General features: G+C 70.5%; 11 protein-coding genes. 5 read left to right on the top strand and 6 right to left on the bottom strand.

Annotated features, from left to right (window positions below):
* Nucleotides 1-134: 134 nt before the first annotated feature.
* Complete coding sequence (locus ACIBH1_RS32465; protein ID WP_397317785.1) at nt 135-1,334, top strand: PLP-dependent aminotransferase family protein; 1,200 nt, start codon at nt 135-137, stop codon at nt 1,332-1,334.
* Nucleotides 1,335-1,399: 65 nt separating this feature from the next.
* Here the strand turns inward: ACIBH1_RS32465 and ACIBH1_RS32460 are convergent, their stop codons facing one another.
* A complete protein-coding gene (locus tag ACIBH1_RS32460; protein ID WP_397317784.1) occupies nt 1,400-1,918 on the bottom strand; it encodes a DinB family protein in 519 nt (172 codons plus the stop codon).
* Between the two features lie 78 nt (nt 1,919-1,996).
* Nucleotides 1,997-4,060 (bottom strand): prolyl oligopeptidase family serine peptidase, encoded by a 2,064-nt coding sequence (locus tag ACIBH1_RS32455; protein WP_397317783.1) that lies wholly within the window; start codon nt 4,058-4,060, stop codon nt 1,997-1,999.
* A 45-nt stretch (nt 4,061-4,105) separates the two neighbouring features.
* On the opposite strand from ACIBH1_RS32455, the gene mshB reads away from it, so the two are divergent.
* From mshB to ACIBH1_RS32440, 3 genes are read left to right on the top strand one after another with little or no spacing between them, the layout of a single operon-like run.
* Entirely contained in the window at nt 4,106-5,011 is a 906-nt protein-coding gene (gene mshB / locus ACIBH1_RS32450; protein WP_397317782.1) for an N-acetyl-1-D-myo-inositol-2-amino-2-deoxy-alpha-D-glucopyranoside deacetylase, read from the top strand.
* 10 nt (nt 5,012-5,021) lie between these two features.
* A complete protein-coding gene (locus ACIBH1_RS32445; protein WP_397317781.1) occupies nt 5,022-5,417 on the top strand; it encodes a DUF6113 family protein in 396 nt (131 codons plus the stop codon).
* A 5-nt stretch (nt 5,418-5,422) separates the two neighbouring features.
* Nucleotides 5,423-5,908, top strand: a complete 486-nt coding sequence (locus ACIBH1_RS32440) for a flavin reductase family protein (protein ID WP_397317780.1) — start codon at nt 5,423-5,425, stop codon at nt 5,906-5,908.
* Nucleotides 5,909-5,910: 2 nt separating this feature from the next.
* Here ACIBH1_RS32440 and ACIBH1_RS32435 read toward each other — a convergent pair whose 3' ends face one another.
* A complete protein-coding gene (locus ACIBH1_RS32435; RefSeq protein WP_397317779.1) occupies nt 5,911-6,894 on the bottom strand; it encodes a hypothetical protein in 984 nt (327 codons plus the stop codon).
* Between the two features lie 52 nt (nt 6,895-6,946).
* Between ACIBH1_RS32435 and ACIBH1_RS32430 the strand changes: the two genes are divergently transcribed.
* Nucleotides 6,947-7,360 (top strand): hypothetical protein, encoded by a 414-nt coding sequence (locus tag ACIBH1_RS32430; RefSeq protein ID WP_397317778.1) that lies wholly within the window; start codon nt 6,947-6,949, stop codon nt 7,358-7,360.
* Here the strand turns inward: ACIBH1_RS32430 and ACIBH1_RS32425 are convergent.
* From ACIBH1_RS32425 to cysS, 3 genes are all read right to left on the bottom strand, one after another.
* A complete protein-coding gene (locus tag ACIBH1_RS32425) occupies nt 7,321-8,145 on the bottom strand; it encodes a hypothetical protein (protein WP_397317777.1) in 825 nt (274 codons plus the stop codon). The genes ACIBH1_RS32430 and ACIBH1_RS32425 overlap by 40 nt on opposite strands.
* 57 nt (nt 8,146-8,202) lie before the next feature.
* Complete coding sequence (locus ACIBH1_RS32420) at nt 8,203-10,719, bottom strand: penicillin acylase family protein (protein ID WP_397317776.1); 2,517 nt, start codon at nt 10,717-10,719, stop codon at nt 8,203-8,205.
* 146 nt (nt 10,720-10,865) lie between these two features.
* Nucleotides 10,866-12,236: a cysteine--tRNA ligase gene (cysS, locus tag ACIBH1_RS32415; RefSeq protein ID WP_397317775.1), complete on the bottom strand. Its 1,371-nt coding sequence runs from the start codon at nt 12,234-12,236 to the stop codon at nt 10,866-10,868.
* Nucleotides 12,237-12,238 lie beyond the last annotated feature (2 nt).

The following is a 12,238-nucleotide window of genomic DNA, read 5'->3' as shown; positions in this document are numbered from 1 at the left end:
CATGAAGCACTGCCCAGGAGCGGCGATAGGATGCCTCGAACGCCCGACCGGCGAACATCTCCCACGCGAGTGACACGCGGCCACAAGCGCGACCTCACCCGCCTCAACGCCGCCGAGTCCCGGAGTTTCCCACCATGCCACTCAAGAGCCCCGCCGACGGCCGGATGGGCCGGATCGACAGCTCACCGGTTCGCGATCTGCTGGCGCTCATCGACAGGCCCGAAGTCATCTCCTTCGCCGGCGGGCTGCCCTGCCCCACCCTCTTCGACGTCGACGGGCTGCGACAGGCCTTCGACGACGTGTTCTCCTCCGGACGGGTGCGCCGCGCCCTGCAATACTCCTCCACCGAGGGCGACCCCGACCTGCGCGAACTCATCGCCACCCGGCTGACCGGCCGCGGCCTGCCCACCACCGGCGGCTCCCTCCTCGTGACCACCGGCTCCCAGCAGGGAGTCTCGCTCGTGGCCACCGCCCTGCTCGAACCCGGCGACGTCGTACTCGTCGAGGAGCCCACCTACCTGGCCGCCCTGCAGTGCTTCCGCCTGACCGGCGCCCGGATCGTCCCCGTGCGCAGCGACGAGTCCGGCCTCGACCCCGACGCCCTGCGCGAAGCCGTCGAACGCGAGCGGCCCGTCCTGCTCTACCTCGTGCCCACCTTCGCCAACCCCACCGGGCGCACCCTCACCGACGAACGCCGCCGCGCCGTCGCAGCCCTGTCCGCCTCGCACGGCTTCTGGATCCTCGAGGACGACCCGTACGGCGAGCTGCGCTACCGCGGCACCCCGCTCCCGCCGCTCAGCTCCTACCCGGGCGCCGAGGAATCGTCCGTCTACCTGGGCAGCCTGTCGAAGATCGGCGCACCCGGACTACGCATCGGCTGGCTGCGCGCCCCCGCCCCGCTTCTTCGCGCCCTCACGATCGCCAAGCAGTCGACCGACCTGCACACCTCCACCCTCGACCAGGCGGCGGCCGCCCGCTACCTGGCCACCGTCGACCTCGACGCCCGCGTCCGCGCCCTGGCCGAGGCCTACCGCCCGCGCCGCGACGCCATGATCGACGCCCTCGCCGCCGTCGCACCCGCGGGCAGCACCTGGAGCGACCCTGACGGAGGCATGTTCATCTGGGCGCGCCTTCCCGGCGGGATCGACACGGCACAGCTGCTCAAGGTGGCGCTCACGCACGACGTGGCATTCGTCCCGGGAGCGCCGTTCTACCCGGGCGAGCCGGACCTGTCGACGCTGCGCCTGTCGTTCAGCACCTACTTGCCAGAGCAGATCGCCGAGGGCATGCGCCGATTCGGAGCGGCTCTGGCCGAGGTGACGACCGGGCGATGATTCGGCGCCGGGCCGTACCGCCGCCGGTCGTGGTTGGAGGTGGTGCGGTCACTCGCGGGTCGTGTTCAGACGCCGGTTGCGCCGTCGATGTGCTCGCGTAGAAGATCGGCGTGGCCGTTGTGACGGGCGTACTCGCTGTTCATGTGGTTGAGAACCCACCGCAGTGACATCGTGCCCCAGCGAGGGCTGGCGAACGTCGCCTCGAGCCCGAGCCCCGCGATCGCCTCTCGCCCCGCCTGCTGCTCGGCGAGCAGGGTTGCGACGTCGTCCTGGGCGGTGGCGGGATCGACGAGCTCGAACGCCGCTTCGGGAACGTCGTCACGGGCATGGAGCGGCCCGAGCGCCTGACCGGCGAAGCGGCGGCGGAACCAGGTGCGCTCGACCTCGGCCAGATGCCGGACCAGGCCGAGCAGGGACAGGCTGGAAACCGCGAGCGGCCGCATCGCGAGCTGGTCGGCGGTCAGGCCGGCGCACTTGCGTAGGAGGGTGGCGCGGTTGAAGTCGAGGAAGCCCTCGAGCATCGCGCGCTCGTCGGCGACGAACGGCTCGTCGACGCGGTCGAACGGCGGCACGATCCAGGTCATACGATCATCGTGCCGGGAGTGGAGGGGCGGGTCCACCGAGATACGCCCGCCCCCTGATCGCCGGCGAGCTCCGCGTCATCAGCCGCTCTGGGCGACCCCCAGCGACTGCTTGAGGAAGTCCACCTGCAGCAGCAGCAGGTTCTCCGCCACGACCTCCTGCGGCGTCATGTGGGTGACGCCCGACAGCGGCAGCACCGAGTGCTGGCGTCCCGCCGCGAGGAGGGCGGACGACAGGCGAAGGGTGTGGGCCGCGACCACGTTGTCGTCGGCGAGCCCGTGCACCAGCAGCAGCGGCCGCTCCAGCTTGGCGGCGTCGGCGAACAGCGACGACTGGTCGTACACCTCGGGTTGGGTGTTGGGGTCACCCAGGTACCGCTCGGTGTAGCACGTGTCGTACAGCCGCCAGTCCGTCACGGGGGCGCCCGCGATGCCCGCGTGGAAGACGTCGGGGCGGCGCATCACGGCCAGCGCGGCGAGGTAGCCGCCGAACGACCAGCCGCGGATGCCGACGCGGGTCAGGTCGAGGTCCTGGGGGTACTGCTCGGCCACGCCGTGGAGGGCGTCGATCTGGTCCTCCAGCACCGGCCCCGCGAGGTCGTCGAGCACCTCGTGCTCGAAGGCGCGTCCGCGTCCCGGGGTGCCGCGGCCGTCGGTGACGACGACGGCGAAACCCTGCTCGGCGAACCACTGGCTGGTCAGGAACATGGAGTGCGCGGCGAGCACCCGCTGGGCGTGCGGCCCGCCGTACGGGTCGAGCAGGACCGGGAGCGGCCCCGAGCCCGACTCGTACCACGACGGGAGGATGACGGCGGTGGCCAGCTCGCGCGAGCCCGAGCGGCCGATCGAGACGCGCAGGTCGAGGCCCGGCCGTTCGGCGAGCGACGGGATCGGGATGGTCATGCCGCTGGGCAGCACGACCGTGACGGAGACGCCTTCGTTCTCCAGGGTCTGCTCGGTCAGGACGCCGACGCCTCCCGCGAGGCGGCCGGAGAAGACGCCCGAGCTGGTGGAGACGGGCAGCAGCGAGTGGCCGTCCCAGGTCCACAGCTGGATCTCGGTGGAGTCGGTGCCGGAGGCGCGGAAGAGCACGCTGTCGCGGTCGACGTCGAGCACCGCGCGCACGATCATCGACGGCGGCGTCACCGGCTTCCCGCCGACGATCAGCTGGGTGCCCGACAACCACACCAGGCTGCCGTCGTCGAGGTGGGCGGGCACGCCCTGGCCGATCTCGACCCAGGCCGGTGACGTCTCCTCGACCAGCTGCTCCGACGAGCCGGTGGACGGGTCGACGGTGAACAGGCGCAGCGACTTCTGGTCGCGCGCGAGGGTGACGATCGAGAGGGCGTGGGAGTCCCACGAGGCGTTGGCCAGGTACTCCTGCTCGAAGGGTACGGCGACGCGGGAGCCGTCGAGGGCGTAGACGAACAGCTCGACGATCGCGTTGGGGGTGCCCGCGGCGGGGTAACGCTGCTCGACGGCGGGACGGTCGGGGTTGGCAGGGTCGGCGATGTGCCAGAGCCGCACCGGGGCCTCGTCGACGCGGGCGACCAGCAGCCGGTCGGAGCCGGGCGACCACCAGTAGCCGCGCATGCGGTCCATCTCCTCGGCGGCGATGAACTCGGCCACGCCGTAGGCGACGGTCTCGCTCTCGGGCTCGGCCAGCGCCCGGTCCTCGAACGTGGTGGTGTCGTGCAGCCGCAAGGCGCCGCCCGACACATAGGAGACGTAGCGGCCGTCGGGGGACAGGCGCGGGTCGATGACGCCGCCCGGGGTCTCGAGCTGGACGGTCTCGCCGGAGGCGAGAGTCGTGAGGTACAGCTCGCCCGACAACGCGAAGACGGCCTTGACCGCCTGGCGGTCGACCGCGTAGCCCACCACGCCTCCGGCCTGCTCGCGGCTGCGCTCGCGCCGGGCGCGCTCCTCCGGCGGCAGGTTCTCCTCGTCGGCGCCGAGCTTGCGCGGGTCGACGACCAGGCGCTCCACGTGGTTGGCGGTGTCGAGCTCCCACAGGCACGTCACCGCGTCGGTGCCGGACTGGGTGCGCAGGAACAGCACACGGCTGCCGTCGGGGGCGATGGTGAAGCCGCGCGGCACCCCGAGGGTGAAGCGGCGGGTCCTGGCATGCAGACGCGGAAAGCTCATGGGGTCAATCCTGCCAGCATTCACCTTCCTGGCAGGATTGACCCCATGAGTGATCGACGCTTGTTGCTCGTGCACGCGCATCCCGACGACGAGTCGATCGGCACCGGCGCCACGATGGCCAAGTACGCCAACGAGGGCGCCCATGTCACGCTCGTCACCTGCACGCTCGGGGAGGAGGGCGAGGTGATCCCGGCCGAGCTGGCCCACCTGGCCGCCGACCGCGACGACACCCTCGGCCAGTACCGCATCGGGGAGCTGGAGCGGGCCTGCGAGGCCCTCGGCGTCAGCGACCACCGCTTCCTGGGCGGCCCGGGGCGCTGGCGCGACTCCGGCATGATGGGCGTGGCCTCCAACGACCGCACGGAGGCCTTCTGGCAGGCCGACCTCGACGAGGCCGCCGCCGAACTGGTCGCCGTCATCCGCGAGGTCCGCCCCCAGGTCCTGGTGACCTACGACGAGAACGGCTTCTACGGCCACCCCGACCACATCCAGGCACACCGGGTGGCCTGGCGCGCCGCTGAGCTGGCCGCCGACCCGGCCTTCGGCACGGGCGAGGCCTGGCAGATCGCCAAGTTCTACTTCACCGCCCTGCCCAGGTCGGTGATGCGCCGCCAGTCGGAGGCGCTGAAGGAGGCCGAGACCGAGTTCGCCGTCGAGGACGTCGACGACATGCCGTTCGGCTGCCCGGACGACGTGGTCACCACCGAGATCGACGCCCGGCCGTACGTCAAGCACAAGCTCGACGCCATGCGCGCGCACGCGACGCAGATCAGCGTCGACGCGCCCTGGTTCGCGTTGTCAAACAACATCGGGCAGGAGGCGTTCGGGGTGGAGCACTTCATCCTCAAGCGCGGGGTGCCGGGTCCCACCGGCCCCGGGGCGCCGGTCGAGGCGGGCGGGATCGGCGAGCCGCACACCCGCGAGAACGATCTTTTCGCGGGCATCCACTAATCTCTGGCAGATGGAGTCCGCGATGGCCGGGATGGCGTACGGCATGCTGTTCGTGCTGGGCGCCGTCGTGGGGCTGGTGGGCGCGTTCAGCCAGGCCTGGACGGTGCAGCTCGGGCCGCTGAGCGAGGTGCCGCTGGCGGCGTGCCTGTGGGTGATCGTGCTGTTCGCGGTCACCTTCGCGGCCGGGCGCATGATGCGCGGCAAGATGGGCGCGGCCGCGGTGGGTCTGGGCTGGCTGATCGTGTCGATGGGGTTGTCGCTCCAGCCCTCGGCGGGAGATTTCGTCTTTTCCGGTTCGGCGGGTCTCATCTACCTCTATGGAGGTATGGGAGCAGTGGTGATCGCTTTCCTGTGTTCGCCTTCTTCGGGCGGATCATGGCTTTTGCGAGGAAGCGGCATAAAGTAACCTGCGTGCGTTCGATCGTCGACTCCCGGGCCTACCGACGTGTCGTCGGCCGATTCGCGACCGGTGTGGTCGTCGTGACCACGCGGCTGGGCGATGTCGACCACGCGATGACGGTCAACTCGTTCACGTCGGTGTCCCTGGAGCCGTTACTGGTGCTGTTCTGCGCCGATCGCCGGGCCCGCTTCCACGATCTGGTCCTGGAGTCGGGGATCTGGGGCGTGTCGATTCTGCCCGCCGCGATGGAGGACGCCTCGCGTTACTTCTCCGAGCCGGGACGGCCGGTGGCCTCGCGGCACGACCACTGGCCGCATCATCACGGCGACATCGGCGTCACCCTGTTCGACCAGGCACTGGCGACGCTGGAGTGCCGCACCTGGGCGGTGCACGACGGCGGCGACCACTCGCTCGTGGTGGGGGAAGTCGTCGCCATGGCCACCCCGGCGGAGGCGGCCCCGCTGATCTATCACGAGGGCCGCTACCGCACGGTGTGACGCTACTGGCCCGGCGGTGCCGGGGTCAGCGTCGGCGTCGGGGTCCCGGTGGCCGCCGTGAGCGCCTGCGCGCCGGCCGCGGGTTCCGGGGCTATGAGCACGTCGCCCTTGAGCGCGCCGTTGTTCGCGCACGGGTCGGGCGAGGGGGTCGGCGTCGACCAGAAGATCTTGCCGTCGGTGCACGCCATCAGGCGCTGGCCGGCCGTCGGCGCGGGGAGCGGGCTGGTCAGGCACTGGAAGTACGTGCACAGCTCGGGCGCCAGGGTGGTGATCACGGCCGTGGGCTCTGTCGTGCAGAAGTAGTAGCGGTAGGGGTTCCACGGGGCGTCGCAGCCGGCGTTCGGGGGCGGCGCGGTCGTCACGGTGACGGTCGTGGTGGTGCCGCCGCTGGGCGTCTCGGTGATGGTGGCGGTGACCGTGGAGGTCGCCGTGGCCGTCGCGGTGGCGGTGATCGTGACCGTGGCCGACACGGTGATCGTGGTGGTGGGTCCGGCCACCGACTGGGTGACGGTGGGCCCGGTCGTCACGGTGGCGGTGGCCGTCACCTTGGGCGTGGCCGTGACCGTGCGGGTGGGCCAGGGCAGCACCTTGACCGTCACCTTGGGCTTGCCGCTGAGCCGGTAGGAGCCCTTGCCCAGCTTGACGGTCTTGGTCGCGGCGCCGGTCGTCACGGGGATCGAGCTGGTGACGGTCCTGCAGGAGGAGCCCTTGCAGACCTTCTGCTTGACGGTGAAACGGCCCGCCGCGCCGTACTTGATCGACACCTCCAGGTAGGAGACGTCCTTCTTCTTCACGACCTTGGCGACAAGGGTGTACTTGGCCGTGGTGGTCGTCGGGGTCGGGGTGGCCGAAGGCTGGGCGACCGGGAGGTAGGACTCGCGGGGCGGTGTCGCGTTCTCGTGGGAGACCGTGGAGGTCATCAGGAGACCGCCCGCGGTGGCCAGAGCCATCGTCACTACCAGGGCCGCCAGGATGAGGAATCGCATGATCCTGCTCGGGAGGGAGATTTCAGGACGTTGGTCATTATTTACTGGTCGTGTGAAGAGGCGCTACCGAATCCGGCGAGTGCTCAACGTCGTCAACCTGTCGACCCCGCTCGGGCTGCTGATCGCGAAAGTGGGCGGCGCCAGCCCGATGCCCGGCCCGCACGGGCTCATCCTGGCCTTCGGCTACCGGTACGGCTTCCCGATCGCGGGGGCCTTCACCGTGGGAAACGTCGTGGTGACCAAGCACTCGGAGCTGTCCGAGCGCCTGATCACCCACGAGAACCGGCACGCCAGCCAGTGGGCGTGCTGCATCGGGCTGCCGATGTTGCCGCTCTACCTGGTGGCGATGGCGGCCTCGGTGGTCATCTGCGGTGACCAGGCGTCCTACAACCCGTTCGAGCGCCTGGCCAACCTCGACGACGGCGGCTACGAGCGCAGGGTGCCCCGCTGGCGGCGCTCCCGGTAGCTCCAGGCCAGCGCCGCGCCCCCCAGCCCGCTGACCGCTCCGGCGGCCAGCACCGAGGCGGCCGAGGCGCCGACCACGGTGATCTCCAGGGCCGCGAGCCCGGCCACCAGCGCCGACGCGACGCCGTACAGGAGCGTGGCCCACCGCACGAGCCTGATCCGTACGGCCTCGGCCAGCGGCAGGGCCGCCAGCGCGGGCAGGAGCAGCACGCCGTGCATCAGGACGGCATGTGCCGGCTTCATCGAGCCCGCCAGCGTGTAGGCCAGCTGCGGGTTGCCGGTCGCGACCTCGACCATGCCGCGCGCGATCATCACGCCGCCGAAGGCCATCGCCAGCAACAGCGTGACGAAACCGGCTCGTACGGCAAGGCGCATGCTGGGCGAGATTTCGGGATTACGGCGGAAGGATGCCACGGTCAGCGCGATCACCACGGCGATCAGCACCCCGCCCCCGAACGCCAGGAACCGCGACACCAGCGTGTCGAACGCGGTCTCCTGGTTGAAGTGCGACGGCACCCCCCGCCACGTCTGCGTGGTGATGAAGACGACCTCCACCACCGAGGCGGTCACGAAGGCGCCCAGCCACAGGTTCTTGCCGCGCAGCCGGACGAACCCGGCCACCCAGGTGAGCGCCAGCACGCTCAGCCCGAACGAGACGCCGAAGGTGAAGGGCTTGCGGAAGGAGACAGGCCCGTCCCACGGCCCGCCGGTGACGGCCAGCACGCCCAGGTGGAACAGGCCGGCCACGAGAAGCAGTGTTCCGATGGAGTACCAGAGTCGCGTCATGCCTCCAGGGTCCGCCGGGCCGCGCCTCACGGAATCGGCCCGGCGTCCCGTCGTCGGCTACGACCCAGGGAGCAGCTGGAGGGTGTGCGTCGTCGCCTTGCGGATGGAGGCGGGGTCGCTGAGCATCGGGAGCGTGCGGCCCTCGGTCCACAACGACGCCTGGTCCCAGTAGTTGTCGTGGAAGGCGTGCCCGGAGTTGCCGGTCAGGTTGATCCACCGGGAGTTGTCGAGGTCGGCCAGGTCGACGACCATGCGCATGGAGGCGACCGAGGTCACCTCGTAGCCCTTCTGAACGTTCCAGCCGTTGGCGTTGACGGCGTCCTTGCCGCCGGGCACGCCGAAGGGCCCGCGGTTGAACAGCCACTCGACGGGAGCGATGCCGGAGGTGCCGAAGGTCTGGTTGGTCAGCGTCAGGGTGTGGGTCTCGCCCCAGGTGCGCTCGCCGACCTCGGCGGCCGCGTCGGCCATCGCCTGGCGCAGGATGTCGTCGCGGGTCTCGACCTGGGCGGTGGTGGTGTCGTCCCAGAACACGTCGTCGGGGCGCTCCAGCAGCGCGCGGACCACTTCGTACCAGCGGTCGCCGCCGGTCGCGCGGGCCGCCTCCGGCAGGTCGTCGTCGAACGTCAGCTTGAGCAGGTGGCGCCAGACGCCGTTGAAGAAGGCGGCGGGCTTGGAGTCGAGGGTCTGGGTGCCGTCCCAGCCCTCGAGCCTTGCCCTGGCCTCGACGGCGGGACCGGCGAGGCTGACCTTCATCAGGTGGGGCGTCAGCACGGGGGCGAAGGTGTTGACGGAGTCCATCTGGATCTGCGACATCTGCTCCGGGCTGATCTTGCCCTGGCCGAGAACCTGCTCCAGGCGCTCGGCGATGCGCTGGCTGCGGTAGCCGTACGACCAGTCCTTGGTCAGCAGGGGAGCGTAGCGGCGGGGGTCGACCACGGCGTTGTTGGCGGTGACGATCACGCCTGCGGCCGGGTCGGCGAGCGTCGGCAACTGCTCGAAGGGGATGGGCTCGGGCTTCCAGTCGTACTCGCCGCTCCAACCGGGCACCGGCGCCGTGCCGTCGCCCTTGAGCCGGACCGGGATGCGGCCGGGCGCCTGGTAGCCGATCCGGCCGTCGACGTCGGCGTAGACCAGGTTCTGCGCGGGCACGTCGAACTGCGAGGCCGCGACGCGGAACTCCTCCCAGTTCTGCGCCAGGTTCATCGCGAAGATCGCATCGGCGCTGGAGCCGGGGGTGAGCGCGGTCCACTGCAGCGCCACCGCGTTGGCGCCCTGGCTGGGCTCGATGTCCATGACCTCGCCGACCAGCGGCCCGTGGACCGTGGAGCGCACCTCGAGCACGACCGGCTCGCCGCCCGCGACCTTGATGGTCTCGGAGCGCTTGTCGAGCTTGCGCACCTCGTTGCGGTAGAGGTAGGTGTCGCCCTCGACCTTCTCCATGAACAGGTCGGCCACGTCGGGGCCGAGGTTGGTGAAGCCCCAGGCGACGCGGTCGTTGTGGCCGATGATCACGCCGGGGACGCCGGAGAAGGAGTAGCCGGTGACGTCGTAGGAGCACGACGGCGACTTGGTGCGGCAGTGGAGCCCGGTTTGGTACCAGACGCTGGGCATCTGGGCCGACAGGTGCGGGTCGTTGGCCAGGATGGGCTTGCCGGTGGTGGTGTGCTGCCCGGAGACCACCCACGAGTTGGAGCCGATGCCGTCGCGGTCTTCGACGCTCATCAGGTTGGGCACCTTCGACAACGTCTCGGCCGCCCTGGTGAGCGACTCGGCGGCGCCGGCCGGACCGGAGGAGGTGGGCCTCGCGGCGGTGAGCTCGGGCTCGCCGTCCTGGTCGAAGCGGCCCTGGAAGACCGTGCCCTGCTCGACGATCGGGGTGTGGCGGTCGAAGGGGTAGGCGGGGAAGAGCTGCGCCACGCGGTCGGGCGGCAGCTTGGTGGCCGCCAGCGCCCGGTCGATCTCGGTCTCGAGGTTGGAGCGCAGGTCCCACGCCATCGCCTTGAGCCAGGCCACCGAGTCGGTGCTGGTCCACGGCTCGGGCTGGTAGCCGGAGTTGGTGAGCTTCAGCACGGAGTATTCGAGGCTGCGGTCGGAGGCGTTGACGTTGGCCTTCATCCAGGCGTTGACGCCCTTGGCGTAGGAGTCGAGGTAGCGCCTGGTCTCCTCCTTGAGCTCGGGCAGCTCCTGCTCGGCGACCTTGCGCCAGCCCATGGTGCGGATCGCCTTGTCCTGCTCGAGGGTGGCGGAGCCGAACAGCTCCGACAGGCGTCCCGAGGTCACGTGGCGGCGGAAGTCCATCTCCCAGAAGCGGTCCTGGGCGTGCACGTAGCCCTGCGCGATGAAGAGGTCTTCCGTGGTGTCGGCGTAGATGTGGGGGATGCCGAAGGCATCGCGGTAGACGTCGACCTTGGCCGACAGCCCGGGCAGCGTCAGGCTGCCTTCGAGCTGCGGGAAGGACGCGCGCACGATCCACGCCACCACGCCGGCGAGCACCAGCGCCAGTGCGAGGACGACCGTCAGCACGCGCGCCAGCCAGCGTAGCGGTCGCGGCATCCACGCAAACGGCCTCAACATCGCCAAACCCTCCCTTGACCTGCTCTTGCACAAGTGTGGCAGCTCCGTGCCGATGCCCGAACCACCTTCTGGTCGCCCTGTGGACAACCGGGGGCGGTTCGGATCATGCGGAAGCGCTTACCGAGTGCATTGGCTGGGAGGACCGATCAGGCCGACCAGACCTGCCCCGTGGGCGTGTCGGCGACCTTCACCCCCAGGGCGGCCAGCTCGTCACGCAGCCGGTCGGACGCGTGCCAGTCGTGCGCCTCGCGGGCCCGTTCGCGCTGCTCCAGCAGCTCGGAGGCGCCGGGCGGCAGCACCGCCGCCTTGCCGATCTGGGCAGACAACTCCAGCCCGAGCACGTAGTCGAGGTAGAGGAAGGTCTCGAACTTCGATCCTGGCGCGAGATCCGGTGATCGTTCGATCTCGCGCAGCACCCGGAGCGCGGCGGGCGTGTCGAGGTCGTCGGCGAAGGCCGTCTCCGCCTGCCGTACGAGATCGGCGGCCAGGGGCGCGGAGGGCGACTCGGCCCATTCGGCGACGCGGGCGCGCCAGCGGCTCAGGGTGCGGTCGGCCGCGCGCAGGGTGTCCCACGTCAGGTTCAGCTGCTGGCGGTAGCGGTGCTCCATGAACGCCAGCCGTACGGCCAGCGGGTCGAGGCCGGCCTCGGCCACGTCGGGCAGCAGCACCACGTTGCCGGTCGACTTGGCCATCTTGCGCCCGTCGAAGAGCAGGTGCTCGCCGTGCACCCAGTGGCGCACGACCTCGGTGCCCGCGGCGGTGTCGGACTGGGCGCGCTCGTTTTCGTGGTGGGGGAAGCGCAGGTCGATGCCGCCGGTGTGGAGGTCGATGCGGTCGCCGAGCAGCGACAGCGACATGGCCGAGCACTCGATGTGCCAGCCGGGGAAGCCGGTGCCGCCCCAGGGGGTGTCCCAGACGAACTCGCGGTCGGAGTGTTTCCACAGGGCCCAGTCGGCGTGGAAACGTTTGCGCGGGTCGACGCCCTCGACGCGGTGACCCGGTTTGAGGTCTTCGAGCCGGTTGCCGGAGATCTCCCCGTAGGTGGGGAAGGTCTCGGCGGCGAAGAACACCGAGCCGTCGGGCACGACGTAGGCGTGGCCCTTTTCGATGAGCTTGGCGATCAGCTCGATCATCAGGTCGATGGTCTCGGTGGCGCGCGGGGTGTGCTCGGGCGGGCGGAGGTTCAGGGCCGAGGTGTCGCGGCGGAAGGCCTCCTCGTAGAAGCGGGCGACGTCGAGCGTGGAGCGGCCCTCGGCGCGCGCCTGCATGACGATCTTGTCCTCGCCGATCTCGGCGTCGTCGACGAGGTGGCCGACGTCGGTGATGTTCTGGCACACCAGCAGCCGGGCCCCCTGTCGCTCCAGGACCCGCCGGATCAGGTCCGACAGCAGGTAGGAGCGCAGGTTGCCGACGTGGGCGTAGCGGTAGACCGTGGGTCCGCAGGTGTACATGCGGACCAGCCGGCCGGTCCTGATCTCTTCGACTTGACGGGTTCGCGTGTCGTAGAGCCGCAACATGA

The sequence above is a fragment of the Nonomuraea sp. NPDC050663 genome, assembly GCF_044456985.1.
Lineage (GTDB): Bacteria > Actinomycetota > Actinomycetes > Streptosporangiales > Streptosporangiaceae > Nonomuraea.
Note: the sequence above shows the minus strand (reverse complement) of the source record. Positions and strands in the feature narration are given on the sequence as shown.